The 24,952-nt window shown below is 72.1% G+C and carries 21 protein-coding genes; 3 read left to right on the top strand and 18 right to left on the bottom strand.

The genetic code is table 11. The features are described from left to right. The first annotated feature begins 14 nt into the window (after window positions 1-14). Window positions 15-1,310 (top strand): amidohydrolase family protein, encoded by a 1,296-nt coding sequence (locus ACFUPX_RS05255; RefSeq protein ID WP_383316216.1) that lies wholly within the window; start codon window positions 15-17, stop codon window positions 1,308-1,310. Between the two features lie 278 nt (window positions 1,311-1,588). Here ACFUPX_RS05255 and ACFUPX_RS05250 read toward each other — a convergent pair whose 3' ends face one another. From ACFUPX_RS05250 to ACFUPX_RS05200, 11 genes are all read right to left on the bottom strand, one after another. Next, window positions 1,589-3,568, bottom strand: a complete 1,980-nt coding sequence (locus ACFUPX_RS05250; protein ID WP_383316213.1) for a DUF5107 domain-containing protein — start codon at window positions 3,566-3,568, stop codon at window positions 1,589-1,591. Window positions 3,569-3,649: 81 nt separating this feature from the next. Beyond that, complete coding sequence (locus tag ACFUPX_RS05245) at window positions 3,650-4,201, bottom strand: GNAT family N-acetyltransferase (RefSeq protein WP_383316208.1); 552 nt, start codon at window positions 4,199-4,201, stop codon at window positions 3,650-3,652. 20 nt (window positions 4,202-4,221) lie between these two features. Further along, window positions 4,222-4,533: a hypothetical protein gene (locus ACFUPX_RS05240; protein WP_383316202.1), complete on the bottom strand. Its 312-nt coding sequence runs from the start codon at window positions 4,531-4,533 to the stop codon at window positions 4,222-4,224. After that, complete coding sequence (locus ACFUPX_RS05235; RefSeq protein ID WP_383316199.1) at window positions 4,530-4,778, bottom strand: DUF1049 domain-containing protein; 249 nt, start codon at window positions 4,776-4,778, stop codon at window positions 4,530-4,532. The genes ACFUPX_RS05240 and ACFUPX_RS05235 overlap by 4 nt, the downstream gene beginning before the upstream one ends. Before the next feature lie 142 nt (window positions 4,779-4,920). Further along, window positions 4,921-6,744: an alpha/beta fold hydrolase gene (locus tag ACFUPX_RS05230; protein WP_383316196.1), complete on the bottom strand. Its 1,824-nt coding sequence runs from the start codon at window positions 6,742-6,744 to the stop codon at window positions 4,921-4,923. Between the two features lie 153 nt (window positions 6,745-6,897). Continuing rightward, the gene (locus tag ACFUPX_RS05225) at window positions 6,898-7,821 is read right to left on the bottom strand and encodes an LD-carboxypeptidase (RefSeq protein WP_383316193.1); all 924 of its coding nucleotides are present in this window, start codon (window positions 7,819-7,821) and stop codon (window positions 6,898-6,900) included. Next, entirely contained in the window at window positions 7,818-9,806 is a 1,989-nt protein-coding gene (locus tag ACFUPX_RS05220; RefSeq protein ID WP_383316450.1) for an LpqB family beta-propeller domain-containing protein, read from the bottom strand. The genes ACFUPX_RS05225 and ACFUPX_RS05220 overlap by 4 nt, the downstream gene beginning before the upstream one ends. Before the next feature lie 36 nt (window positions 9,807-9,842). After that, window positions 9,843-11,195 carry a M20/M25/M40 family metallo-hydrolase gene (locus ACFUPX_RS05215; RefSeq protein ID WP_383316190.1) on the bottom strand — a complete coding sequence of 451 codons (1,353 nt, stop codon included), beginning with the start codon at window positions 11,193-11,195 and terminating at the stop codon, window positions 9,843-9,845. Then, window positions 11,188-12,021: a M55 family metallopeptidase gene (locus tag ACFUPX_RS05210; protein WP_383316187.1), complete on the bottom strand. Its 834-nt coding sequence runs from the start codon at window positions 12,019-12,021 to the stop codon at window positions 11,188-11,190. The genes ACFUPX_RS05215 and ACFUPX_RS05210 overlap by 8 nt, the downstream gene beginning before the upstream one ends. Before the next feature lie 90 nt (window positions 12,022-12,111). Further along, window positions 12,112-12,288, bottom strand: a complete 177-nt coding sequence (locus ACFUPX_RS05205) for a hypothetical protein (protein ID WP_383316184.1) — start codon at window positions 12,286-12,288, stop codon at window positions 12,112-12,114. A 37-nt stretch (window positions 12,289-12,325) separates the two neighbouring features. Further along, entirely contained in the window at window positions 12,326-13,846 is a 1,521-nt protein-coding gene (locus ACFUPX_RS05200; RefSeq protein WP_383316447.1) for an MFS transporter, read from the bottom strand. 123 nt (window positions 13,847-13,969) lie between these two features. Between ACFUPX_RS05200 and ACFUPX_RS05195 the strand changes: the two genes are divergently transcribed. Further along, window positions 13,970-14,911: a LysR family transcriptional regulator gene (locus tag ACFUPX_RS05195; protein WP_383316179.1), complete on the top strand. Its 942-nt coding sequence runs from the start codon at window positions 13,970-13,972 to the stop codon at window positions 14,909-14,911. On the opposite strand, the gene ACFUPX_RS05190 is transcribed toward ACFUPX_RS05195, so the two are convergent. The 7 genes from ACFUPX_RS05190 to ACFUPX_RS05160 all read right to left on the bottom strand — a co-directional run bounded on the left by ACFUPX_RS05190 (window position 14,895) and on the right by ACFUPX_RS05160 (window position 23,660). Then, on the bottom strand, window positions 14,895-15,911 hold the full coding sequence (locus ACFUPX_RS05190) for a tellurite resistance/C4-dicarboxylate transporter family protein (protein ID WP_383316176.1): 1,017 nt from the start codon (window positions 15,909-15,911) through the stop codon (window positions 14,895-14,897). The genes ACFUPX_RS05195 and ACFUPX_RS05190 overlap by 17 nt on opposite strands. A gap of 128 nt (window positions 15,912-16,039) precedes the next feature. After that, window positions 16,040-16,552 carry a hypothetical protein gene (locus tag ACFUPX_RS05185; RefSeq protein ID WP_383316173.1) on the bottom strand — a complete coding sequence of 171 codons (513 nt, stop codon included), beginning with the start codon at window positions 16,550-16,552 and terminating at the stop codon, window positions 16,040-16,042. 21 nt (window positions 16,553-16,573) lie between these two features. Continuing rightward, window positions 16,574-17,299 (bottom strand): class I SAM-dependent methyltransferase, encoded by a 726-nt coding sequence (locus tag ACFUPX_RS05180; protein ID WP_383316170.1) that lies wholly within the window; start codon window positions 17,297-17,299, stop codon window positions 16,574-16,576. Window positions 17,300-17,451: 152 nt separating this feature from the next. After that, window positions 17,452-19,878, bottom strand: coding sequence for a SpoIIE family protein phosphatase (locus tag ACFUPX_RS05175; RefSeq protein WP_383316167.1), 2,427 nt, complete (start codon window positions 19,876-19,878; stop codon window positions 17,452-17,454). A gap of 167 nt (window positions 19,879-20,045) precedes the next feature. Further along, window positions 20,046-22,460, bottom strand: coding sequence for an MFS transporter (locus ACFUPX_RS05170; protein ID WP_383316164.1), 2,415 nt, complete (start codon window positions 22,458-22,460; stop codon window positions 20,046-20,048). A gap of 244 nt (window positions 22,461-22,704) precedes the next feature. Next, window positions 22,705-23,148 carry an SRPBCC family protein gene (locus ACFUPX_RS05165; RefSeq protein ID WP_383316161.1) on the bottom strand — a complete coding sequence of 148 codons (444 nt, stop codon included), beginning with the start codon at window positions 23,146-23,148 and terminating at the stop codon, window positions 22,705-22,707. A 107-nt stretch (window positions 23,149-23,255) separates the two neighbouring features. Continuing rightward, a complete protein-coding gene (locus tag ACFUPX_RS05160) occupies window positions 23,256-23,660 on the bottom strand; it encodes a VOC family protein (protein WP_383316158.1) in 405 nt (134 codons plus the stop codon). A gap of 119 nt (window positions 23,661-23,779) precedes the next feature. Between ACFUPX_RS05160 and ACFUPX_RS05155 the strand changes: the two genes are divergently transcribed. Further along, entirely contained in the window at window positions 23,780-24,844 is a 1,065-nt protein-coding gene (locus tag ACFUPX_RS05155) for an Rv2578c family radical SAM protein (protein WP_383316155.1), read from the top strand. Window positions 24,845-24,952: the final 108 nt, after the last annotated feature.

Here is a 24,952-nt window from a genome sequence, read left to right as displayed (position 1 = left end):
CGAAGGAGACCCCTATGACGCCCCTCTCCCGTCGCGGCGTGCTCGGCGCCGCCGCCGCGTTCGCCGGTACCGGAGCCGCCGTGGCGGCCGGCTCCCCGGCAACCGCCTCGACCCGTGGCGGCGGCCACCGTCCCCGGGCCGTGGTGTTCCGCGACGTCCGCCCCTTCGGCGCGAAGACCCCCGTGGACCTCACGGTGGTCGACGGGCGGATCACGGAAGGGCGGGCCCCCAAGGGTGCCAAGGTGATCGAGGGCGGCGGCCGGGTCGCCCTGCCCTCCCTCGTGGACGCCCACATCCATCCGGACAAGACGACGTGGGGCAGCTCCTGGGTGTCGCGGAAGCCCGCGAGCGGCATCGCGGACTACTGCGCCCAGGACGTGGAGATCTTCAAGAGCCAGCCGCGGCCCGTCGGCGAGCGCGCGTACGGCCTGATGGCGCACGCCGTCACCCGGGGCACGCGTGCGATGCGGGCCCACGTGGACGTGGCGCCCGCCTACGACCTGGCCGGGGTCGAGGGCGTGAACGCGGCCCGCGAGCGGCTGCGGGACGCGCTCGACGTGCAGATCGTGGCGTTCCCGCAGCACGGCGTGGTCCGGACCCCCGGCACGGCGGAGCTCCTGGAGGAGGCGGCCCGCTCCGGCTCCATCGACCTGGTCGGCGGCATCGACCCGATCAGCTTCGACAACGCCATGGACGAGCAGCTCGACCTGGTCTTCGGGCTCGCGGACCGTCACGGGGTCGGCGTGGACATCCATCTGCACGACCGCGACGAGAAGGGCACGAAGGTCCTGCGGGCCATCATCGACCGCACCCGCGCGCTCTCCCTGCGCGGCAAGGTCACGGTCAGCCACGTCTTCTGCCTGCCGAACCTGTCCGACAGCGACCTGGGCAAGATGGCGGCCGACCTGGGCGAGCAGGACATCTCCCTGACGACGGTCGCGCCGAACGAGTCCCTCGTCCTGCCGATCGCGAAGCTGCGCGAGCACGGCGTGCGGGTCGGGCTCGGCTCGGACGGGGTACGCGACGCGTGGAGCCCGTTCGGCAACGCCGACATGCTGCACCGCGCGCACATCCTGGGCTGGGTCACCGACGTCCGCCTCGACGACGAGCTGGCCGACTGCTACACGGTGGGCGCACACGGCGGCGCCGACGTGATGGGCCTGGCCCACGCGGACCTGAAGCCCGGCGCCCCGGCCGACTTCATCCTCGTACGCGGCGAGAACGTCCAGCAGGTCCTGGTGGACATGCCGCAGCGGGACATGGTGGTACACGGCGGCAAGGTCGTGGCGAGGAACGGCGAGCTGGCGTAGGCGGACCCGGGGAGGGGCGGCTGACGCACCCGCCCCTTCCCGGGACGTGTCCCAGCGTCCGCGGGCGCGAAGGGTGTTCGCTTCGGACCGTGCTGGACAAGCAGCGGCCGGTTGTGCCGCCGCACGGCGCCCGAGTCGTGACCGCAGCCGGCGAGCTGGCGTATCCGTCCCGGGGGGGTGGGCAGTCAACTCCCGCCCCCTCCACGGACGTCCACTCCCCTGAAGCCCGGCGCCCGCCGCCGGGCTTCGCGGCATCCGGAGAGCGACGGCCAGGCCCCTCACTCCCCCGGAGCCGCCCGCATCCGGTAGTCGTACCGGGCGGGCAGTTCGTCGTCCGTCGCCCGGCGCCACAGCTCGCCCAGTATCTCCGCGCCCTCGCGCAGGTCGGGCACCTCGAAGCCCTCGTCGAATATCGCCCGCGCCGCCGCCTTCTCGCCCTCCGCCAGCAGCAGTTGGACCTCCACCAGGCGGAAGCGGCCCTCCGCGCGGGTGGAGGGGTGCAGGCGGTCCCACACGCCGCGTGCCACCGAAGGCCGTCCGGCGGTGAGCAGGACGCCCATCGCCTCCCTGCCGAGCGCGGCGCTCGCGGACGTCCACAGAGCGCCGTCGTCGCGCCGCTCCTGGCACAGGTCGTCGAAGGCTTCCGCGTACCGGTCCGCGGCCCGCTCGATGTGGCCCGAATCCTGGTCGGCCACCGCGAGGCACCGCAGCAACGGCCAGCGTGAAGGGGCGAGTTCGAGGCCCCGCTCCCAGCTGCGCACCGCCTGCGCGCGGTCGCCCGCGTGCCACTGCGCGACGCCCAGGTGGTACTCGGCGACCGGCCTCGCGGGCGCCGTCTCCAGCATGTCCCGCCAGTGCGGCGCGACCAGGGTCGGCCCCGGCGGCGCGACGCGGCGCGGCTCGGGGACGGCCCCGGAGTGCAACAGCTCCAGCCACGGCTCCTGTTCGGGGCCCAGCGTGGACTCGGCGAACGGCGTGCCCGGCAACTTGTAGTCCGCACGCAGGACTTCGAGCGCGCCCCATCCTGACCCGGTGGCAAGTACCTCGCCCGGCTCGGTGTCGGCGCACGGCCGCCAGGCGTCGTAGGCCTCCTCCACCGCGCCCCGGGGCAGCGCGTCCGCGAGCCGCGCCCGCGCCTCCTCGCGCGCGGCCCGCCAGTCGGAGCCGTGCACCGCACCCGGATCCGCCGACAGCGGTCCGTACGACTCCAGCCACGTGAACTCGGCCTCGGCGTCAAGCCGTACGTGCTCCAGCTGCGTACGGGCCAGCCCCGCCTGGATCTCCGCGTACCCGCCCGTCCCCGGCTCCGTCAGCCACTCCTGCCAGCGCTGCCCGCCCGTGCCCGAGCCCCAGACGAAGAGCTTGCGGCCGCGCAGCAGGTCGGTCGACGTCTGGACGAGGCCGTGCCCGTCGTCGTCGAGCGCGGCGATCCAGCGGCGCTCCCGGTCCGGTACGTCGTAGAAGTAGTCGGCGGCGTACTCGCTGCGCGGCGGATACGTCCGGTCCACGCCGTCGGTCTCGGGCACCGGCACCTTGCGCAGGCCGCCCGCGTACCCGAAGTGCCAGGCCTCGTCGGCCGGGGCGATGACCCGGCGCTCCTGCGGCACCGCGATGTTGGACCACCAGTAGACCGGCACCGCCTTCTCGTGCGGATTGCGGATCCGCACGCCGACATGGAGGAAGTCGGACCCTTCGGGCAGCCACAGGTCCACCTGGAACGGCACGTCCCGCAGCCGCTCCCACTCCCAGAGCCGCAGCATCTGACCGCCGTCGGGCGCGCTCACACGCGCGGCGTGCAGTGGGGCGCAGGACAGGGTCGTGTGGCCGGTGGCGCCGATGTTCCACTCGATGCCGCCGGAGAACCAGGCGCCGTTCAGCGCGAAGGCCGCGGGCTGCAACACCGGGTTGCGGTAGAGGAGTTCACGGCCGGTCGGCTTGTGGAAGAGGGAGTGGACACGGCCGCCGAAGCCGGGCAGGACGGTCGCGCGGAGCCGGTCGTTCTCGATGACCAGGGTGTCGAGCGTGGTCTCGGTCCGCTCGCGTCCGTACCCGTCGAGCACCCGCGTCGGCAGGATGCCGCGCAGCGGCTCGTACCCCAGCTGCCGCGCCATGTCGCGCGGCAGCCCCTCTCTGCCCCGCTCGTCCAGCGTGTGCACTTCACGCAGCGGCCGCAGCGGCGGCAGTGGGTTCTCGGGGCCCAACGGGGCGGCGGGCAGCGTCAGTACGTCACGTCGCACAGTGGTCGTCACGATCACCATGGAACACGGTGGACGCCGCCGCGACCAGGGGTTATCCCGGTCAGGATTACGCAAAGGACCGCCGTACGCCCGGACGTGCCCTTAGCCGGGCACCGAATCGGTGGCGGTCAGCGCCCACCGCTGGTGATCGCGCCACGCCCCGTCGATGAAGAGGAAGTCCGGCGAGAACCCCTCCAGCCGGAATCCGCCGCGGCGGGCGAGCGCGATCGACGCGGCGTTGCCCGGCTGGACGTTGATCTCCAGGCGGTGCAGGTCGAGCACGTCGAAGGCGTACCGCACGACGAGCCCGAGCCCCTCCCCCATCAGGCCGCGCCCCGCCGCGTGCGCGAAGGCGCCGTATCCGAGCGCCCCGCACCGGAAGGCACCCGCGACGATGTTGTTGATGTTGATGAACCCGGCGAGGGCGCCGTCCGCCGTGCGGTCGCACACCAGGAACCCCGCCCTGCCCCGGCCCTCGATGAGCGTGCCCGCATATGCGGCGTAGGCCTCGTCCGTGGCGGGCGGGAAGAGCCAGGGGCGGTGCAGTTCCCGGCTCTCCCGCGCGCGCGTGGTGAACTCGGGCCCGTCGGCGTAGGTGAAGGGACGTATGCCTACGCGGGGTCCCTCGGCGAGATGGGTGGCGGTGTCGGACATCCGGCCACGCTAGCCGCCCCCTACGCGGGGCAGCGCTCCGCCTTCTTCACGGCGCCGATGGTGACCGTCTGCCCGGTCAGCTCCGTGCCCGGGGCCGGAGACTGCGTGCACACCTTCCAGCTCAGCGGCCACAGCACGTTGCGCGCCCGACCGCTGACGTCCCGCACCTCGACGCGGGTGCGGTAGTCGACCCCGGAGAAGACCCGCGCCAGGCCCTGGCCACGGAAGTCCGGCATCGGAGGGCCGGCCGCCGCCGCGGTCGTCACGGTCATGACGCCCGCGGCGAGCGTCGCGCCCGCGACGACTCCCGCCCGCCTCAGGAGCGCCCTCACTTGCGCCTGCGCATGTAGTACGCCCCGCAGAGCGCGCCGATCACCGCCGTGCCGAACAGCGCCATCCACAGCGGGACGGTCACTTCGGGGATCAGCAGCCTGATCTTGGTGCTGCGGGTGTTCTCGAAGATGAAGACCAGGGTGAGGACGGCGAGCGCGGCGACGGCGATCCTGCCGGGCGTCAGTGCGCCACGGCCGCCGCCCGAGCCGCCCTTGGAGCCGCCCGAGGAGGTGCTGGGACCCATCGTGAACCCTTCCGTCGGAGCATTCGACCGGCCTCCCCCGGTGACCAGCATGGGCAGCTGGGCCGGGTTTGCGCGCGGTGGATGCCTCTGCGGAGTGGGGGTGTGGGCCATGCGGGTGAGCCCTCGGCCGGGGGCGGCTCGGTCAGCGGACCACGGGCAGCTCGACGGTCCCGGTGTCGTCGGGCGCGCTGGTGACGGTCACCGGCTTCACGCCCCTGTTGCCCCCGTACGCGTCGTCGCTCGCCGCCACCACGAACTGCAGCTTGTGCCCGGTTTCGTACCGGTGCACGATCCCCGGCAGCGACACGGTGAACGGCTTCGTCACGTCCGGCACCCGGGCCGGGGACACGAGCCGGTGCACCAGCGTCTTCTTGCCGTCGGGCGCGATGTCGTACAGCTTGGCGAAGAGGACCAGCTTGTCGGCCGCGTCGCCGGAGTTCTGCACCCTCTCGGTCCTGGGCGAGACGACCTTCAGGGTGGCCTTCGCGGAGCCGACCACGTCCATGGGGGCGGTCAGCGGCTCGGTCGTCCAGTCGAGGTAGGTGCCCTTGGTGTCGTGCGGGGCGGGGTCGGGCAGTCCGATGATGCCGGCCAGGGAGCTCTCGGAGTGGCTCGTGGGGATCAGCCAGTTCCTGTACTCACGGCTGCCCCGCGCGACCTTCTTGCGGTTGTCGACGAGCTTTCCGTCGCCGGACAGGTACAGCTTCTGGCTCAGGGCGGGCACCTTGGAGGCGGTCGCGTACGTGCCGTTCGGTCCGCTGTCGGCGGGGACCCAGTCCTGGTGGTAGGCGAAGGCGGGCCCCGTGTCGGCGCCCTTGTTCTGCCGGAGGTAGCGGTCGAACCACGACAGGACGCGCTTGCCGACGTAGCTCGTCTCCAAGTTGCCCTCGGAGATGTTCAGTTCACCGGACGCCGGGTCGGTCAGGCCGCCGCTGTGGCCCGATGACTGCCAGATCATCTTCGTCGTGGTGCCCTGCGCCTTGAGCGTCTCGTACGTGGCCTGCGCCTCGCTGAGGTTGAAGAGGCTGTCGACCTGGCCCTGGATGAGCAGCGTCGGCGTCTTGACCTTCGGCAGGTACGAGACGGGCGAGACGCTGCGCGCGTACTCCTGGAGGGCTTCGGTCCTGTCGGCGGGGTAGCGGCCCGAGTTGAGCGTACGGATCGTCTCGCAGGCCTTCGTGACGAAGTGCAGGCAGGTGAGGGAGTTGACGCGGGAGGGGTCCAGGCTCGGTTCGAGGAGCGGCTGGCCCTCGCCGATGAGGTAGAAGCCGTTCATCCACTGCCACTTGGCGGCGCCGGGGACGCCACGGTCGGACGCGTTGTTCGGGTCGAGCGAGTAGCCCAGGTCGTTCCAGGTGATCATCGGTACGAGGGCGTCGACCCGGTGGTCCACGGCGGCCGTCGCCATCTGGATCGCCCCGCCGTACGAGCCGCCGATCATGCCGACGCGGGGGTCGGCCTTGGCGTCCTTGGTGACGTAGTCGACCGTTGTGCCGTCGTCGGCGGCCCGCTTCCCGGCGAGGAAGTCGACGAGCCCGGAGGCCGCCCTGCCGTCGATCTTCGGGTCGTCGAGGGAGATCAGGCAGCCGGACTCGCCGAAGCCGAGCCCGGAGTAGACCAGCCCGACATAGCCGCGCTCGGCGAAGGCCTTGCCGGTGGCCGCCGTCCCGCCGTCCGACTTGCTGCCGCCGAAGCCGTTGGTGGTCAGGACGGCGGGCGCGGGGTGCGCGGCGTCCACTGTGGCCGGGCGGTAGAGGTCGGCGTCGACGGTGCAGCTCCTGCCGCCCGCTTCGAGGGTGAACTTCAGCGGGGTGACGGTGTAGTGGCCGGTGGCGCTCGCGGGCGCGGGCGCCACGAACGCCAGGGGCGCGGCGAGGGCGGCGCCCACGGCGAGGGCGAGCGGCGCGCGCGAGCGGGAGGCGGCGATACGGGCGAGGGCACGACGGGATGCGGTACGACGGGACACGAGACCTCCACGCTGAGGACAGCCGACTACCGACCGGTAAGTAACCGGCCAGAGGTCATGCTGTGACACGTGTCAGGCGCGGGTCAACGCTCGTGACAGGAGTTTCTCGCTGGAAGTTGACGGAAATTCAGCTCTCCCCCGAAGGCGCGGCCCTCACGCCAGGGCAGGCACCTCCAGCGCCAGCGTCCCCGCGTCCGCGTCCAGTTCGCCCGCCACCCCGAACGGCACGGTCAACGCCCCGTCGCAGTGCCCGAACCCGAACTCCTCCACGATCGGCACCCCGAGCCCGCCGAGCCGGTCGAGCAGCAGCGCCCTCACCTTTTCGTACGGCTCGCAGTCCACCCACGAGCCGAGCGCGACCCCGCTGACCCCCTCCAACCAGCCCGCGCGGTCCAGTTGGGTGAGGTAGCGGTCGAGGCGGTAGTTCTCCTCGCCGGTGTCCTCCAGGAAGAGCAGGCCGCCCCGCGCCGACGTGCGCGCCCCGGGGGCGCCGAGGTCGGAGGCGAGCAGGCAGAGGCAGCCGCCGAGCGTGATGCCCCGCGCGCGGCCCGGTACGAGCGCCGTCCCGCCCGAAGTGATCACCTGGACCCGCTCCGGCTCGAAGAGCGTGGCCCTCAAGTGCTCCTGCGCGCGGGGGTTCTTGAGGAAGTCCAGGGCCGCGGCCATCGGGCCGTGCAGCGTGGCCAGGCCCAGCCGCGCCGCGAACGCCTCGTGCAGCGTGGTGATGTCGCTGTAGCCGACGAAGACCTTGGGTTCCGCCGCCCGCATCGCCGCCCAGTCCATCAGCTCCACCATGCGCAGGGCGCCGTAGCCGCCGCGCGCGCAGAGCACCGCCGAGACGTCGGGGTCGCACCACGCCTCCTGGAGGTCGCGGGCGCGCCCGGCGTCCGTGCCCGCGAGATAGTCGAACCGCGGGTGGTGGTCCAGGACATGCGGGGCGACGACCACGTCCAGGCCCCAGCCGCGCAGGATGTCGAGGCCCGCCTGGAGCCGCTCCTCGGGAATGGGTCCGCTGGGCGCCACCACGGCGACCCGCGCGCCGGGGGCCAGCCGCGCGGGACGCGTCAGGGGATTCACTTGGAGAGCTCCAGGGTGGGGGTCGCGCCGGACAGCTTCAGGCGGAACACCTGGGCGTACAGGGAGAGTTCGGCTTCCAGGGCGCGGATCAGCGTGTCCGCGCGGCGGAATCCGTGCCCCTCGCCCTCGAAGGCGATGTAGGCGTACGGCACGCCCCGCCCTTCGAGCTCGGAGACGAACCGCTCGGCCTGCTCGGGCGGGCAGATCACGTCGTCGAGCCCCTGGAGGAGCAGGAACGGCACGCTGACGTGGTCGGCGTGCTCGGCGGGGGAACGCTCCACGTACCGCGTCGGCACCTCGTCGAACGGGCCGATCATCGAGTCCAGATACCGCGACTCGAAGTCGTGCGTACCGCCCGCGGCCCACTCCGTGAGGTCGAGGACGGGGTAGATGATCGTGCCGCACGCGTACACGTCCGTCGTGGTCAGCGAGGCCGCCGTGGTCCAGCCGCCCGCGCTGCCGCCACGGATCGCGAGGCGGTCGCGGTCGGCGGTGCCCTCGTCGGCGAGCGCGAGGGCGACGGCCGCGCAGTCCTCCACGTCGACGATGCCCCACTGCTCGCGCAGCCGGTTGCGGTACGCGCGGCCGTAGCCGGTCGAGCCGCCGTAGTTGACCTCCGCGACGCCGATGCCGCGCGAGGTGAAGTAGGCGATCTCCAGGTCGAGCACGAGCGGGGAGCGGCTGGTGGGGCCGCCGTGCACCCACACGACGTACGGCGGGAGTTCGTCGTCGGGGGCGACGCGGGTGGGGTGGTGCGGCGGATAGACGTGCGCGTGGATCTCGCGGCCCGCGGGGCCGCTGAAGGTGCGGATGCGCGGCTCGGGGTAGTACGCGGTGTCCACCGGGTCGTCGTGCGCGGCGCCGATCACCCGGGCGCGGCCGGTGCTGGTGTCCAGCTCCACGACCTCGTACGCGCTGCGGGGGCTCGCGGCGACGCACACGGCGCGGGTGCCGTTGACCGCGACGGTCGCCGACCAGTCCGTCCAGGGGCCCGCCGCGTCGACGACTTCGCCGGTCTCCGGGTCGAGCACGCCGAGCCCGGTGGCGCCCTTGCCGTGCACGACGGCGATCAGGCCGCTGTCCAGGGGCGCGAACCAGCCGGAACCGACCTGCCACAGGGGCCCCGCGAACTCCTCCTGGCGCGGACAGAGCGCGGTTCCGTTCCCGGCGTCCGCCGGGTCCGCGCGGTAGAGGTTCCACCATCCGGTCCGGTCGCTGGCGAACAGCAGCCGCCCGTCGGGAGCCCACTCCACCTGCGCGACGGACTCCTCCGGGCCGCCCGCGAGCACCCGAGGCGCACCGAACGTGCCGTCCGCCGCCCGGACCTCGGCGACGAGGAGTTCCGTGCCGTCCCACGGCATCCGGGGGTGGTCCCAGGCGATCCACGCCACGCGGGCGCCGTCCGGCGAGAGGCGTGGCCCGGTGATGAACCGGTGCCGGTCGTCGGAGAGTTCACGCACCGCCGTGCGGTCGGCGGCGGCCGAGCCGTCCAGCGGCACGGCGACGGCGACCCGCCGCACATCGGTCGGCGCCTCCCCGGTGAACTCCTCCAGGACGCACCAGACCTCACCCCGGTCCAGGTGCACGCACGGGTCGATGAACCGCAGGCCGCCGCCCACGTCGGAGAGCGGGGTCAGCGGGCTCGGCACGGCTCCGGGGGTGTCGGGCCGGTGCGCGTACAGACGCTGGTCGGAGAAGTTGGCGAAAACCACCAGTGGCCCGTCGGGCTCCTGGGCCCCGGCCCAGGAACGCCCCCCGTACTCCATGACCCGGCTGCGCACGTTCCACGGCTCGGGCAGCACGGATTCCTCCGTGCCGTCCGGACGCCGCCGCACCAGCGCGCGCCTGCCGCCCTCGGCGGGCCTCGGCTCGGTCCACCACGCCTCGTCCCCGACGAAGCCCACGACGGCCGGTGAGCCGTCGTGGGCGGCGGCCAGCGCCGCGTCGATGGGCGACGGCCATGATCCGTACGCCTGGGTCTCCATCATGTCCTTCTCTTCCCCCATGATCGGTTGTGTTCCCTAGGCCGTTCTCAGATAGCGGTCGAGGACCCGGACGCCGAAGTGCAGCGCGTCGACCGGGACGCGTTCGTCGACTCCGTGGAAGAGCGCCTGGTAGTCGAAGCCCTCCGGTGTCTTCAGCGGCGAGAAGCCGTAGCCGGTGATGCCGAGCCGTGAGAACTGCTTGGCGTCCGTGCCGCCGGACATGCAGTACGGCACGACATGTCCCTCGGGCGCGAACTCCTCGACGGCCGCACGCATCTTCGCGTACGTCGGCGACGTGACCGGCGCCTGGAGCGCCACCTCGCGGTGGTGGAACTCCCAGTCGACGTCCGCTCCGGTGAGCCGGTCAAGGGTGGCGGCGAACTCTTCCTCGCCTCCTGGCAGAAAGCGGCCGTCCACGTAGGCGACGGCTTCCCCGGGGATCACGTTGACCTTGTAACCGGCTTGCAGCATCGTCGGGTTGGCGCTGCCCCGCACGGTCGGCGCGACGAGGTCGGCGGCCGGGCCGAGCTTCTCCAGGAGCGCGTCCACGTCGAATCCGGGCGCGTCCAGGTCCGCCTGCTCCCCGTACAGCGCGGCCAGTTCGGTCAGGGCGGCCCGCACCGTCGGCGTGAGCCGCACCGGCCAGCGGTGGTCCCCGATGCGCGAGATCGCGGCGGCGAGCTTGCCCACGGCGTTGTCGTGGTTCACCTTCGAGCCGTGGCCCGCCTTGCCACGCGCGGTCAGCTTGAGCCAGCCGGTGCCGCGCTCCCCCGCGGCGATGGCGTAAAGCTGATTGCCGCGCCCGTCGTGGAAGGTGAACGCACCGGACTCGCTGATGCCTTCCGTACACCCCTCGAAGAGGGAGGCGTGCTGATCGGCGAGGAACCCGGAACCGTCCTCGGCGCTCGCCTCCTCGTCGGCGGTGAACGCGATCACGATGTCCCGCCGGGGCCGCACTCCGGCCCGCGCCCAGCCGCGCACGACGGAGAGGATCATCGCGTCCATGTTCTTCATGTCGATGGCGCCGCGGCCCCACACGACGCCGTCGCGGACCTCACCGGAGAACGGGTCCACGCTCCAGTCGGCGGCCTCTGCGGGCACGACGTCCAGGTGGCCGTGGACGAGCAGCGCGTCGGCAGAGGGGTCGGTGCCCTCGATCCGCGCGACGACGTTCGTACGCCCCGGTGTGCGCTCCAGGAGTGTCGGCTGCAGCCCGGCCCCGGCGAGGCACTCGGCGGCGTACTCGGCGGCGGGCCGCTCACGGCAGTCGCCGCCGCCCCGGTTGGTGGTGTCGATGCGGATGAGGTCCGAGGTGAACCGGACGACCTCGTCGAGCGCCTGCCCGTCGACGTGTCCGGCGACCTGATGCCCCGGCTGCTCCTCAGCCATACTGTTCCTCCACTGCCGCCGAAGCGATCGTCGTGACCGCCTTGAACGTACGAATGCCCTCGTACATGGTCCCGCTGGTGTAAGCGATCTTCCGTTCGCCGGTGCGTCGCACGCCCGGCACGACGGTGGACGCCATGGACAGGTGCTCGGCGTCGAATTCGAGCTCCACGGTGAACGGACCGCCCTGGACGGGATCGTGCCGCACGGCGAGCGCCGCCGCCTCCTTCGCCGCGCCACGGATGTCGGCGGCGGTGCGCCTGGGGGTGCGGCAGACCGCCGCGTACCGCGACACGTGGTCCTTGACGGCGACCTTCAGTGCTCCGGGCGCGTACCCGAGCGCGTCCTCGCAGGCCAGGTCGTCCCCGGTGACGAGGACGACGGGCACTCCGTACTCGGCGACGACGTGGGAATTGAGCAGGCCCTCGCTGGCCCGGACGCCGTTGACCCACACCGCGGTGATGGAGTTGGCGAGATAGGTGTGTGCGAGGACACCCTCCATGCCGGCGCCCGCGTGGTAGCCGATGAACGCGATGCCGTCCACGTCGTCGTGCTGTACGCCCTCGACCATGGAGAGGGACTTGTGCCGCCCGGTGAGCATCTGGGCCCGCTCGTCGAGGTTCTCCAGGAGCAGATTGCGCATGGTCCAGTGCGCCTCGTTGATGAGCACCTCGTCGGCGCCCCCGTCGAAGAAGCCGAGCACGGCCGCGTTGACGTCCGAGGTGAACATCGAACGGCACCGCTCCCACTGCGGCGTACCGGGCAGCACGTCGGCCGGCCACGTGACACCGGTGGCCCCCTCCATGTCTGCGCTGATCAGGATCTTCATGCAGCCTCACGCTACGCGTTCGCCAACTCCTGAGCCAGGTCCGTCGGCGACCGCGTCGCGTGCCCCCGCGTTCGAGGCGGTTCGAGGCGGTCAGCCGGCCGGCACCGGGGCGGGCCGCCGCGCCAGTAAGTGGACCGGGTCGTAGCCCACGCCCGGCGGGCGGCCTCTGGTGTAGAGGTCCCAGGAGTGGCGCCTGGAGGCCTCGTCGTCGGCCCACGCGGAGAGGGCGTCTACGTGGACGGTGTCGCTGACTTCGGTGGTGGGCATGCCGGTGCTCCTTGCCGGGTGGGGTGGTGGGCCGGGGTCAGCGTGTGGCGGGGATCTCAGGGGTGCGCTCGTCCGACGGCGTGCCGGAGGCCGTCACCGTGCCGGGCCGCGAGCGGAGCCCGAAGGCGCTGATCAGCGCGGCGACGAGGGCCGCGGCGAGCGGGACCCACAGGGCCGCGCGGTAGCCGTCGAGGAGGGCGGAGGGTGAACTCGACGTGGTGGCCCAGACGTTGACGGCGGAGACGGTGGAGAGGCCGAGCGCGGCACCGAACTGGAAGGCGGTGTAGAGCAGCCCGCCCGCCAGGCCCTGCTCCTCCTCCTTGACGCCGTCGGTGGCGACGATGGTGAGCGGTCCGTAGGTGAGGGCGAAGGCGAGGCCGAGGATGAGCAGGCTCGGGAACATCGCCAGGTACGTCCAGTCGACGCCGACCGGCAGGAACAGGGCGTAGGAGAGCGCGGCGAGGAGCAGACCGCCGAAGATCACGCGGGCGTTGCCGAACCGGTCGACCAGCTTGGGCGTGAGGGTGGGCGAGAGCACCGCGTCGATGCCCACGACGATCAGCGCGATGCTGGTCTGGAGCGTGGACCAGTTCCGCAGCTCCTGGAGGTAGAGGACGATCAGGAACTGGAATCCGAAGAAGCCGCCCGCGAAGAAGAGACCCGCGAGGTTGGCGCGGACCAGGGCGCCGCTGCGGAAGATCCCCAGGCGGACGAGCGGCGACGACGAGCGGCGCTCGGCGGCGACGAAGACGGCCAGGAGGGCGAGCCCCGCGGCGAGGGTGCCTGCCGTGGCCGCGGCGCTCGCGTGGGAGGCGCGCTCGACGCCCAGGACGAACAGCACGATGGCCGCGGTGACCGTGAGGGCGCCCACCAGGTCGACGCTCTGCCCGGTGCGGTCGGGGCGGGAGGATTTGGGGACGAAGGCGAGCGCGGCGGCCAGGATCAGGGCGGAGAGCACCACGGGCACGAAGAAGACCCAGCGCCAGCCGAGCGTGGTGAGCAGACCGCCGACGACGAGGCCGATCGAGAAGCCGCCCGCGGCGGTGCCGGAGTAGAAGAGCAGCGCCTTGTTGCGGCGCGGGCCCTCCGCGAAGCCCGTGGTGATGATGGAGAGGCCAGCCGGGGTCATGAAGGCAGCGGCGACGCCGGTGACGAAGCGCGCGACGATCAGCATCCAGCCCTCGGTGGCGAAGCCGCCGAGCCCGGAGAAGACCAGGAAGACGGAGAGCCACAGGACGAACATCCGGCGGCGCCCGAAGAGGTCGGCCGCACGGCCGCCGAGCAGCATGAAGCCGCCGTATCCGAGGACGTAGGCGCTCATGACCCACTGGAGGGACCCGGTGGACAGGCCGAGGTCGGCGCGGATGGACGGCATCGCCACGTTGAGCATGGCCACGTCGATGCCTTCGAGGAAGATCGCGCCGCACAGGACGAGCAGGACGCCCCACTCGCGGGGGCTGAAGGTGACCGGGGGCGCGCTCGGCGCCCCGGCTGATGAATCTCGCTGCGTACTCACGTCGGCTCTCCGCCAATTCATCGGTGGTGTGGGGCAGTTCATCGCTGGTGCGGGGTCTTTCCCGGCCCACTCACCCTCGGTCAGGGCGTACGGACGGAACAACGGCGAAGATCGCAACGTTCGTTCAACCGGGCTTACCGATCCGAGCTGCCTGGGGGGACGTCGATGGAACGCGATGAACTGGAGTGCTTTCTGCTCCTGGCCGAGGAGTTGCACTTCGGCAGGACGGCCGAGCGGATGCGGCTCTCCCGCGCCCGGGTCAGCCAGTTGATCCAGCGCACCGAACGCCGCGTCGGGGCGCCGCTGTTCATCCGCACGAGCCGCCGCGTCGCCCTCACCGCGCTCGGCCGCCAGCTCCGCGACGACCTGGAACCGCACCACCGGGCCATCGACGCCGCCGTCGAGCGGGCCGCGGCCACCGCGCGCGGCATCGACAGCGTGCTGCACGTCGGCTTCGCCAATCCGCTGGCCGGCGAGATCGTGATGCGGGCGACGGAGGCGTTGCGCGTGAGCCATCCGGGGCTCGCCGTGGAGATCTGCGAGGTGCCGCTCGGCGATCCTTACGGGCAGTTGCGCAAGGGCGAGTTCGACGTGCAGCTCACGGAGTTCCCGGTGCGCGAGGACGACCTGGGCGGCGGTCCCGCGCTGCTCGCCGAGGAGCGCGTCCTCGCGGTCGCCACGGCGCATCCGCTGGCCGCGCGGGACTCGGTGTCGCCGGAGGACCTGGCCGACGTACCGCTCCTGACGATCGACGGCGAGGTGCCCGACTACCGCCTCGAGCACCACGTCCCCTCGCGCACCCCGTCCGGCAGGGCGATCGGCCGCGGTCCCGGCGTGACCAACATGCAGGAGGCGCTGATGTTGGTCGCGGGCGGCAAGGGCGCGTTCCTCGCTCCCGCGCACACCGGGACGTACTTCACCCGGCCCGGTGTCGCGTTCGTGCCCTTCACCGACGCCGAGCCGGTCGGGTACGGCCTGGTGTGGCGGGCCGGACACGGCACGGGGGCGGTGGCGACCTTCGCGAGGACCGTGCGGGACGCGGCCCGTGAGGTGACGGTGGCGGATCCCCGCAGTGCGGTGCCGGGAGGCGTCACCGCGGCGGGCTGAGCCCTGCGGGAGCCGTGGGCCCGGCGCGGTCGCGCGCCACCGCGCGCAGGGCGCCGACCGCGACGACCGCCCATACGGCCGATGCGGGCCAGAGCAGCACCTTCCCGCAGGTCCAGAGCCACGGGACGGCCGCGGCCGTGGAGGTGGAGAGCGCGGCGACGGCGGTCATGCCGAGGGGGAAGACGGTGGCCCAGCGGCGTACGTCGTAGTGGAGGCGGGGCCGGCGCAGTTCGCAGCCGACGAGGACCGCGTACCAGGCGAGGGCGAGGCCCAGTGCGACGAGGGTGAGGACCCGCAGGACGTCATGGGCCGGGGTCGCCCAGCGCAGCGGGCCGTGCGGCGCCGCGGCGGCGACCAGCTTCGATCCGGCGAGCGCGGAGATGGCCATGGCTCCGGCGATGATCCAGTGGTCGCCCTGGCCGGTGGTGAGCTGGCGGAAGTCGAAGCGGAGCAGCACCACCCCGTACAGGACGAGGCCGACGGCGAAGAGGACGAGGGCGGGCCACATCAGCCAGGTCAGCAGGTCGGCGGTGGCCACGGTGGCGGCGAGGACGACGACGGCCTGCGTGGCCACGCACACCAGATAGGCGGCGCCGGGCACCTTGCTCTGCCAGTGGCGGATGACGTGGGACATCAGCAACGGCCAGAGCAGCACGCTGAGGCAGAGCAGCGCCACCGACACGGGCTGGTGTCCCAGCAGCGAGAGGCGGGTGCCGAGGACCGCCGTCGCGGCGACGGCGGTCAGCGCGGGCGGGGTGTCGATCTCGCGCCGCCAGCGGGCCCGTTCGGTCAGCAGATGCCGGGCGAAGACCGCGGCGAGGAAGATCCAGACCACCAGGGCCACGACCAGCAGCGCGAGCGACGCCCCCTCCACGCCGAGCAGGTGAAGTCCGACGGAGAGCACCGCGGTGGCCATGACGACGGCTCCCGACGCGGGCGGCAGGCCGTCGGCCCAGTCCGTCCAGCGCGGGCTGCGGCTGCTGACTGCGTCGCTCGGCATGGCGCGGCTCCATCGGCGTACGAGCCCCTGTCCGCGATCTTCACACGGCCGCGGGCCCTCGGCACCTCGGCCGGCGGCCGGGACCCGGCGGCCCGGCGGCCCGGCGGCCCGGCGGCCCGGCGGCCCGCTCAGAGCTTGAACACCACTGCCCGCCACACCCACCCCGCGCCGAGAACCGCGTCCCGCAAGGGGTCCTTCATGTCCGCCGGATCGAAGCGGAACGTCTCCTTCTTGTGCAGCTTGCCGTCGGCCCCGCGCTCGTACGTCCACTGCCGGGACGTCACGGTCGACTGCCCGCGGGAGTACTCGCGCGACAGGGCGAGCCTGGGGGTGTCCCCGGCCCACGAGACCTCCCACTGCTCGTCGAGGGCGCGCACCTCGTGGCGGTCCGGCACCAGGCGCATCCGGGTCTTGAGGGTCCGGTCCAGCTGGGTCCGCACGAAGAACGTGCGCCAGGCGGGCTCCAGGATCCGCCACTCCGCCACGAGGTCGGCGCCCTCGTCCGGGGTGCCGTTGCGCACGCGGTAGGGCACGTCCGGTCCGCCGAGATCCAGCAGCGCGGTCCTGACCTCCTCGGCCGTACGCGGTGCGACACCGGCGGTGGGGTGCTTGGTGCCGGTGAGTTTGTCGAAGAGGCCCATCGGGTCAATCTATCGCCATGATCACCCCGCCCGCCCCACCACCAGCCACTTCGACGGCAGCTCGATCCGCGTGCCGTCGGGCGTGAACTCGGTCGTGACCAGTGGCAGTTCACCCCTCGCGAGCACCGTGAGGCCCGCCGCCGCGACGTACCGCGGCACCGCGGCGTCCGCGACCTCGCCCGGTGCGATGCCGTGCGCGAACACCGGCGCAAGCTTCGGCGGCGGACCTCCGGGGCTCTGGGCGAGGCCTTTCAGGACCGTCCCCGCGGCCTCCGCGAGCTCGACGACGAACGCCCTGCCACGCCGGCCGAGCAGCGCCGCGATGCCGTCGACGAGCGGCTGGCGGTCGGCGGGCTCGCACTGGTGGAGGACTCCGCGCATATAGACGTTCACGTCGCCGAGTTCCGCGTGCAACTGCTCGGCCTCGGCCTTCTCCACGGCGTCGACCTGCCGGAAATCGACCTGCCCCGCCGGGTCGGCGCGCCGCGCGTGGACGAGTGCGGCGGCGGACAGGTCGGCGCCGATGACGCGGAGGTAGCGGTCGGCGAGGAAGCGGGTCTGGGTGCCGTTGCCACAGCCGACGTCCACGACGGGCAGGCCCGCTGCCGCCAAGTGCGGTTCGAAGAGGGCGAGATGAAGGCCCACGGTGAGCGCGGGTTCCGCGTCCCAGAAGACGGCCCCCGGTTCCTCGGGAGCTTCCCGCCAGAACCCCTCCCACGCCTCCTTGTACCGACTCGTGACGCTCATGCCCAGCTCCCCAGGATGCGACGACGACCGCCGAAGCCGACGGCAAGATCGGTCTACCGCGCCTGGGGTGCGCGGACAAGTCACCGGCGCGAGCATTCGCCGCGCCTTCTCCACGTCTCCACCTGGCGCACGCCCCTGGGGCGCGCGGGCCCTCACCTACGCGGCGGCGCCAGCTCGAACCACACGGTCTTCCCGGAGGCCGTACGGCTGGTCCCCCACTCCTTGGCGAGCACGCTCACGACCCGGAGGCCGCGCCCGAACTCGTCGCCGGGGCCCGCGTTCAGGAGCGTCGGCAGGGTGTGGTCGTCGTCCTCGACCTCGCAGATCAGCGTGGCTCCGGAGCGGACGAGGCGCAGTTCCACGCGACGGCCGCGCGAGTGCCGTACGGCATTGGTGACCAGCTCGCTGACCAGGAGCTCCGCGGTCTCGGACAGGGCCTCGCGTGACCAGATGCGCAGTTGGCCGCGGACCAGTTCACGCGCCCCGCTCACCTCGCTCGGGTCGAGCGCGAGCCGCCAGCTCGCGACGTCCTCGTCCGCGACGCCGTTCAGGCGTGCCATCAGGAGCGCCACGTCGTCCTTGCGTCCGCCGCGGATGTTGAGGGCCCGGATGATGGTGTCGCAGGCGTCGTCCATGGAGGCCGCGGGGTGGGCCGCGGTCTCGGTGAGCGTGGCGAGTCCGACGCCGATGTCCTCGCCGCGCACCTCGACGAGCCCGTCGGTGCACATCAGGAGCCGGTCGCCGGGCGCCACCCGCACGCTGACCGCCTCGAAGGGCACGCCTCCCACGCCGATGGGCGCCCCCGTCGGCAGATCGAGGAGTTCGCTGCGGCCGTCGTCGGCGCGGACCAGGACGGGCGGGATGTGCCCGGCGTTGGCGAGGTGCAGCTCACCGGCGATGGGGTCGTAGACCGCGTACAGACACGTCGCCAGGTAGTGCTCGCCCAGCCGCTGCGCCAGGTCGTCGAGGTTGCGCAGGAGCTGGGCGGGCGGCAGGTCGAGTGCGGCCATGGTCTGCACGGCCGTGCGCAACTGGCCCATCATCGCCGCCGAGTTGAGGCCGTGCCCCATCACGTCGCCGACGACGAGCGCGGTGCGCGATCCGGGCAGCTTCACGGAGTCGAACCAGTCGCCGCCGACCCGGCCGAGCAGTGTGCCCGGCAGATAGCGCGTGGCGATGTCGCAGCCCGTCATGCGCGGCTCGATGTGCGGCAGCATGCTGTCCTGGAGGGTGTCGGCGACGCTCTCCTGGTAGGTGTACATGCGCGCGTTGTCGAGCACGAGGCCCGCGCGGGCGGCGAGTTCGGCGCCGGTGACGCGGTCCATGTCGTTGAAGACGGGCCGCTCCCGGTGGCGCAGCAGGATCATGAATCCGAGCACCACGTTGCGGGCCTTGAGCGGTACGACGAGCATCGAGCGGTGGTTGATGAGCGGGCGGATGTCGCGCTTCTCGAACTGCGAGGCGATCGCGTTGCCCATCTCCTCGGTGATGCGCGGTACGAGGACCGGATCGCCCGAGGTCATGCACTGGAAGAACGGCGTGTGCGCGGGGAACGGCATGGACTCGCCGACGGGCACGACGTCGTCCCAGCGGCCCGGCTCGTCCGTGTGCTCCACGGCGACGCGGTGCCACATCGTCGTCTCGTCCGGCGGCCCCTCGGGGAATCCCTCGCCCGCGACGACCTGTTCGCGCAGGTAGGTGCCCGCGACGTCCGTGAAGCGCGGCACGACGGCCCGGCTGACCTCGATGATCGTCTGCGAGAGGTCGAGGGAGGTGCCGATGCGCCCGCTGACCTCGTTCAGGAACTCCAGGCGCTCGCGCACCGCCACGTACTCGAGATCCTCGGCCTCGTCCGGGGTGCCGGGATCCGGCGCGAGGCCCTGCGCGGCGGCCCGCTGGGTGCGCAGCCTGCGCGCCTTGCGCTCGGCGCGCCTGGGCACGCCCCAGTCCGGGGTGACAGGCACGCGGTCGTGCTTGCTGAACTCCAGCACGGGATAGCCCAGTTCGAGGATCTGCGCCACGATGCGGGAGCTCTCGCCGACGCTCATGCTGGGCAGGATGTCGGGCAGCCCGCGCGCCAGCTCCTCCGCTCCGGGGAAGTCCGTGTGCAGGGCGAACGCCGGCGCTATCCGCTCCACCAGGCCCGGCTCGTGGCCTTCCTCGTCGGCCAGCCGGTCGGCGTCCGCCGCGAGCACGAGCAGCCGCTCCGGTCCGGGTCCGATCAGCGGGTACGCCCACCACAGGACGTCCACCCGGAACGGCTCGCCGCCGGGCACGGAGAGCCGCGCCCGCCCGGCCGCGGGGTACGAGATGCTGCCGTCGAGGGAGGTCCCCAGGTCGGGCCCCAGGCCGTCGTACTCGCCGTAGTGCGCGTGTTCCTCCGGGATCGCCCCGGCCACCGGGAGCAGGTCGCCCGCCGGGCTGCCGACGGCTTCCTCCTTGGCGTACCCGAAGAGCCTGCGTGCGCCGGTGCTCCAGTGCGAGACGAGGCCCGCGCCGTCGATGACGACCACGGCGAGCGGAATACGGCCGGCCACGGCATGCTGCGCCAGCGGCCCGTCCGGGTTGCCGTATTCCATGGCCAACGCTCCTTCCGGCGGCACCGCGAAGACCTGCGCCGCCCCAACCACCGTACGACCGGCACAGGTTGCCGTGCGCCGCAATACGGGAATTGGGACGGGCGGGGGCGCCTCCGGCGGCTGTTTTCCGCCGACCTCCCGTCTTCGTGCCCCCGGTCTTCGCGCCCCTAGTCTTCGTGCCCCAACTGGAGATCGCGCTCCGTGCGCCCGCCGCCCGCGACCTGGAGCACGGTGGCCACCGGCGGGTAGCCCGCGGCGATGACCGTGTACTCGCCGGACGACAGGTCGATGAACCGGAAGGTGCCGTCCTGACTGGTCGTGAGGGTGTCCACGACATTGCCCGCCGCGTCCAGCAGCGTCACGCGCGCGTCCTCCACGGGCCGCCCGCCGCTGGCCCGCACGGTCCCGCGCAGGACGGCGCCGCCCGCGAGCTCGACGTCCTGGCGGGTCTCGCGGGAGGCCTGCACGCTGACGGGCAGGGCCGCGGGGCGGAACGCGGGCGCGCTGGCGGCGAGGGTGTACTCACCGGCGACCAGTTCCGTGATGACATAGCCGCCCTCGCGCCCGCTGCGGGTGGTGGCGACGACCTCTCCGCGTACGTCGGTGAGGGTCACTGCGGCGTCCCTGACCGGGGTTCCGTCGGCGGTGACCACGCTGCCCGCCAGACGCCCCGCCCCGCCGAGCACCACGTCGAGCTCCACCGGGCGCTCCCCGACGGTGACGGTGACCGCCTGCGGCTGGTGGCCGCCCGCCGCCGCGATCAGGACGAACGACCCCGAGCCCGGCGTGGCGAGCGCGTACCGCCCGTCGTCGCCGCTCGCGCCGCGGCCGATCTGCTGACCCCCGACGTCGATGAGGGTCAGGGCGGCGCGGGGCACCACGGTGCCGTCCGCGTGCTGCACGGTGCCGCAGACGGGCACCCCGGCCGCGTACGAGGCGCGGGCCTGGGGAACGGGCGTGGGCGCGGCCGTGGGGGCGTCCTGGGACGCTGCGCTGGACAAGAGGGGTGTCTCCTTGAGGAAGAAGGTGATGAGCATGCCGAGGACGAGCACCGGCACCAGGTAGAGGAAGACGCGCGGCATCGCGTCGGCGTACGCCTGGATGTAGCCCTCGCGCAGCGGGGCGGGCATCGCGTGGACGAGCTGCGGCGTGATGGCCTCGGGGTCGGGGAGGCCCGCCCCGGCCGGAATGCGTTCGGCGAGCGAGTCCGCGAGCCGGTCGGCGAAGAGCGTGCCGAAGATCGCGGCGCCGACGCTGCCGCCGATCTGCCGGAAGTAGTTGTTGGCGCTGGTGGCCGTGCCGAGGTCGGTGGGGCGTACGGCGTTCTGCACAGCGAGGATGAGCACGGGCATGACGAGGCCGACGCCCGCACCCAGTACGGCCATCCAGATGCTGTAGTGCAGCCGGGGCGTGTCGACTTCGAGCCGCGAGAGCAGCCACATGCCGATGACGGACAGGATGCCGCCGATGACCGGGTAGATCTTGTAGCGCCCGGTGTGGCTGATGAGCTGGCCGGAGAGGATCGAGGCGCCGACGATGCCGCCCATCATCGGCAGCATGAGCAGTCCGGACTCGGTGGCGCTCGCGCCGTCGACCATCTGGAGGAAGGTCGGCAGATAGCTGGCCGCTCCGAAGAGGGCGACGCCGACGACCATGCCCACCAAGGCGGTGACGTTGAAGACCGAGTCACGGAACAGGCGCAGCGGGATGATCGGTTCTGCGGCGAAGTGTTCGGCGACGACGAAGAGCGCGATCGAGGCGAGCGCCCCGGCTCCGAGCCCCAGGATGACGCGCGAGCCCCACTCGTACTCGGTGCCGCCCCAACTGGTCAGGAGCACCAGGCAGGTGGAGGCCGACGCGAGCAACAGCGCGCCGAGCACGTCGAGTCGGGCCTTCACCACGCGCTTGGGCAGCTTGAGTCCGAAGCTGACGACGAGGAGGGTGACCAGCCCGAAGGGCACGTTGAAGTAGAAGCACCAGCGCCAGGTGACGTGGTCGGTGAAGAATCCGCCGAGCAGCGGTCCCGCGACGGAGGCGAGGCCGAACGCGGCGCCGATGAGGCCCATGTAGCGGCCGCGCTCCCGGGGCGGCACGATGTCCGCGATGATCGCCTGTACGCCGATCATGAGGCCGCCCGCGCCGATGCCCTGGATGGCGCGGAAGGCGATGAGCTGGTCCATCGTCCGCGACCAACCGGCGAGCGCGGAGCCGACGATGAAGATGAGGATCGCGACCTGGAAGACGCCCTTGCGCCCGAAGAGATCCCCGAGCTTGCCGTAGATGGGCAGCCCGATCGTCGACGTGAGCAGGTAGGCGGTGATCGCCCAGGACATCTTGTCCAGGCCGTGCAGCTCACCGACGATCTTCGGGAGCGCGGTGGCGACGATCATCTGCTCGAGCGCGGCCAGCAGCAGCGCGAGCATGAGCCCGACGAACACCATCCGGACCCGGGCGGGACTGAGGCCCTCCGTCGCCGATACGTGCTCCTGGGGTGGTGGCGCCTCTTCGGCGCCCGGAGGCACCACCGAAGCCCCCTCGGCGTACCCCCGTTCGGCGACCTTCACCAGCGTCGTGCCACCCACGTCCTGCTCCCCTCGTCGCGCCTGCGCCGCACATTTCTCGCATTACGCGACAACTGCGAGCAAGCGCGACGAGACGCGCCTACGGGGGGTCGGGCGGACGTATGCGCCGGTGGGGAGCCCTACGCCGTACAACGGACCCGAACAGAAAACCACTCGAAACGGTGAGCGTGACAACAACCCTGATGGGCTACCGGAGTTGGGGACCGGTCGGACGCCGGTCCACCTCCTGCTCTCTTGTGTCGGTCTACTTCTCGACCTCGGCCGCGAGCTTGCCGAGCACCTCGTCGTAGATCCGCCCGAGCCCCTTGGGGGCGAAGGTCTTCTCGAAGAAGCCGCCGATGCCGCCCGCGCCGTTCCACACGCTGGAGACGACCACGCGCGCCTTGCCCTCCCCCGCCGGGGTCACGGTCCAGGTGGTGACCATGGAGGAGTTGCGGTCCTTCTCGACGAGCTGCCCGTCGGTCGGCTCGGTGACCTCGAGGAGGCAGTCCCGGATCCGCTTGCTGGTCGCCTGGAGCTTCCAGTGGACGAGCGTCCCGTCCCCGTCGCCGCCCTCCCGCACCTCGTATTCGCTGAAGTGCTCGGAGAGAATCTTCGGGCGCCTGCCTTCGTAGTCGGCAAGCGCGTCGAAGACGTCCTCCGGCCGCGCCGCGATGATCCGCTCCGTGGTCGCCTCGACCTGCGCCATGGCACTTCCTCCAGCACTCGGTTGTTGCTCGGGTGGTTCGCGGAAAGCCAACCACCCTGCGTACCGGCCTCCCAAATCGGGGTCCCGGCCCGGTGCGCGGCGCCCGGTCAGGGGCAACGGCCCGCGAGGACGCAGAACTCGTTTCCCTCCGGATCGACCAGGGTCACCCAGCTCTCCTCGCCGCTCTGGCCGACGTCGGCGCGCCGGGCGCCCAGGCCGAGCAGGCGGCTCACCTCTTCGTCCTGCTCCGTGTCGGTGGGATTGACGTCGATGTGGAGCCTGTTCTTGACGGTCTTGCCCTCGGGCACGCGCGCGAAGACCAGCGCGGGAGGCACCGGACCCGGGCGCTTCTTGCCCTCGGGCACCAGCGGGGAGCCGATGGCGACGACCCCGTCCTCCTCCGCCCCGTCCTCCTCCTCGATCACCTCGTAGCCGAGGACCGAGCACCAGAACCGGGCGAGAGCCTCCGGATCGGCGCAGTCGATCGCGAGCTCGGTGAACTTACTGGTCATGCCAGGACCTCCCGGGTCGAGTAAGCGGGTCGGCCAGAGGCTAGTCGCGGCGCGGCACTCGATGCACGATCAAGGGAACATGTGTTCTATTGTGTGGCCAGTGCTACCGAGGAGGCGTCATGCGCTGGGAGAACCTCGCCGACGGGCCGTCACGGGGTGCCGCGGATGCCGCGCTGTTCGGCGCGGACGCGGTCACCACGAGGACCTTCGACACACCTGAATTCGCAGGAATCACCTTCCACGAGATCCGGGCCAGAACGATCGTGAACCGGGTGCCGGGAGCGTCCCGCATGCCGTTCGAGTGGACGGTCAATCCCTACCGGGGGTGCTCGCACGCGTGCGTCTACTGCTTCGCGCGCAAGACGCACAGCTATCTCGACCTGGACACCGGCCTCGGCTTCGACAGCCAGATCGTGGTCAAGGTCAACGCCCCCGACCTGCTGCGCCGCCAGCTCGCCTCGCCCCGCTGGCACGGCGAGCACATCGCCATGGGCACGAACGTCGACTGCTACCAGCGGGCCGAGGGGCGGTACGGGCTCATGCCCGGGATCATCGCCGCCCTGCGCGATCGCGCGAATCCCTTCTCCATCCTCACGAAGGGCACGCTGATCCTGCGCGACCTCGATCTGCTGCGCCAGGCCGCCGCCGTCACCGACGTCGGGGTCTCCGTGTCCGTCGGCTTCGTCGACCAGGAGCTGTGGCGCACCGTCGAGCCGGGTACGCCCGCTCCGCAGCGGCGGCTCGACGCCGTACGGACACTGACCGATCACGGCATCGGGTGCGGGGTGCTCATGGCGCCCGTGATCCCCTTCCTCGGGGACAGGCCCGAGCAGCTGCGGGCGACCGTGCGGGCCGTCGCGGCCTCGGGGGCGACCTCCGTGACCCCGCTCGTGCTGCATCTGCGGCCCGGAGCGCGCGAGTGGTTCATGGCCTGGCTCGAACAGCACCATCCGTATCTCGTACGGCGCTACGAGCGGCTGTACGCGGAGGGCGCCTACGCACCCAAGTGGTACCAGCGCCGGATCACCCGGCAAGTGCACGAGCTGGCCGAGGAATTCGGCATCGGGCCCGCGCGCGGGGGCGCGGCACGGCGCATCCGCGCACCTGAGCGACCCGAGCCCGCCTCCGCGTCCGCATCCACCTCCGCACCCACCTCCGGAGGCACACAGCTCACCCTTCTCTGAACTCCTCTCAACTTCTCCGATCTCTCTTCATACTGCGCCTTTCAGGTTATCTATCGTCAGAACAGCACCTTTCGGGCGCAGTTTCCGGGACGATGCCGCCGGGACCGT

The organism is Streptomyces sp. NPDC057302 (assembly GCF_042667685.1).
Taxonomy (GTDB): Bacteria; Actinomycetota; Actinomycetes; order Streptomycetales; family Streptomycetaceae; genus Streptomyces.
Note: the sequence above shows the minus strand (reverse complement) of the source record. Positions and strands in the feature narration are given on the sequence as shown.

Bases quoted from the DNA above. Each gene is read 5' to 3' on its own strand.
- ACFUPX_RS05195 (WP_383316179.1), top strand. From the start codon at position 13,970: ATGGAACGCGATGAACTGGAGTGCTTTCTGCTCCTGGCCGAGGAGTTG.
- ACFUPX_RS05155 (WP_383316155.1), top strand. From the start codon at position 23,780: ATGCGCTGGGAGAACCTCGCCGACGGGCCGTCACGGGGTGCCGCGGAT.
- ACFUPX_RS05245 (WP_383316208.1), bottom strand. From the start codon at position 4,201: ATGTCCGACACCGCCACCCATCTCGCCGAGGGACCCCGCGTAGGCATA.
- ACFUPX_RS05255 (WP_383316216.1), top strand. From the start codon at position 15: ATGACGCCCCTCTCCCGTCGCGGCGTGCTCGGCGCCGCCGCCGCGTTC.
- ACFUPX_RS05235 (WP_383316199.1), bottom strand. From the start codon at position 4,778: ATGGGTCCCAGCACCTCCTCGGGCGGCTCCAAGGGCGGCTCGGGCGGC.
- ACFUPX_RS05205 (WP_383316184.1), bottom strand. From the start codon at position 12,288: ATGCCCACCACCGAAGTCAGCGACACCGTCCACGTAGACGCCCTCTCC.
- ACFUPX_RS05175 (WP_383316167.1), bottom strand. From the start codon at position 19,878: ATGGAATACGGCAACCCGGACGGGCCGCTGGCGCAGCATGCCGTGGCC.
- ACFUPX_RS05200 (WP_383316447.1), bottom strand. From the start codon at position 13,846: ATGAACTGCCCCACACCACCGATGAATTGGCGGAGAGCCGACGTGAGT.
- ACFUPX_RS05165 (WP_383316161.1), bottom strand. From the start codon at position 23,148: ATGGCGCAGGTCGAGGCGACCACGGAGCGGATCATCGCGGCGCGGCCG.
- ACFUPX_RS05220 (WP_383316450.1), bottom strand. From the start codon at position 9,806: ATGGAGACCCAGGCGTACGGATCATGGCCGTCGCCCATCGACGCGGCG.
- ACFUPX_RS05190 (WP_383316176.1), bottom strand. From the start codon at position 15,911: ATGCCGAGCGACGCAGTCAGCAGCCGCAGCCCGCGCTGGACGGACTGG.
- ACFUPX_RS05250 (WP_383316213.1), bottom strand. From the start codon at position 3,568: ATGGTGATCGTGACGACCACTGTGCGACGTGACGTACTGACGCTGCCC.
- ACFUPX_RS05180 (WP_383316170.1), bottom strand. From the start codon at position 17,299: ATGAGCGTCACGAGTCGGTACAAGGAGGCGTGGGAGGGGTTCTGGCGG.
- ACFUPX_RS05160 (WP_383316158.1), bottom strand. From the start codon at position 23,660: ATGACCAGTAAGTTCACCGAGCTCGCGATCGACTGCGCCGATCCGGAG.
- ACFUPX_RS05210 (WP_383316187.1), bottom strand. From the start codon at position 12,021: ATGAAGATCCTGATCAGCGCAGACATGGAGGGGGCCACCGGTGTCACG.
- ACFUPX_RS05185 (WP_383316173.1), bottom strand. From the start codon at position 16,552: ATGGGCCTCTTCGACAAACTCACCGGCACCAAGCACCCCACCGCCGGT.
- ACFUPX_RS05215 (WP_383316190.1), bottom strand. From the start codon at position 11,195: ATGGCTGAGGAGCAGCCGGGGCATCAGGTCGCCGGACACGTCGACGGG.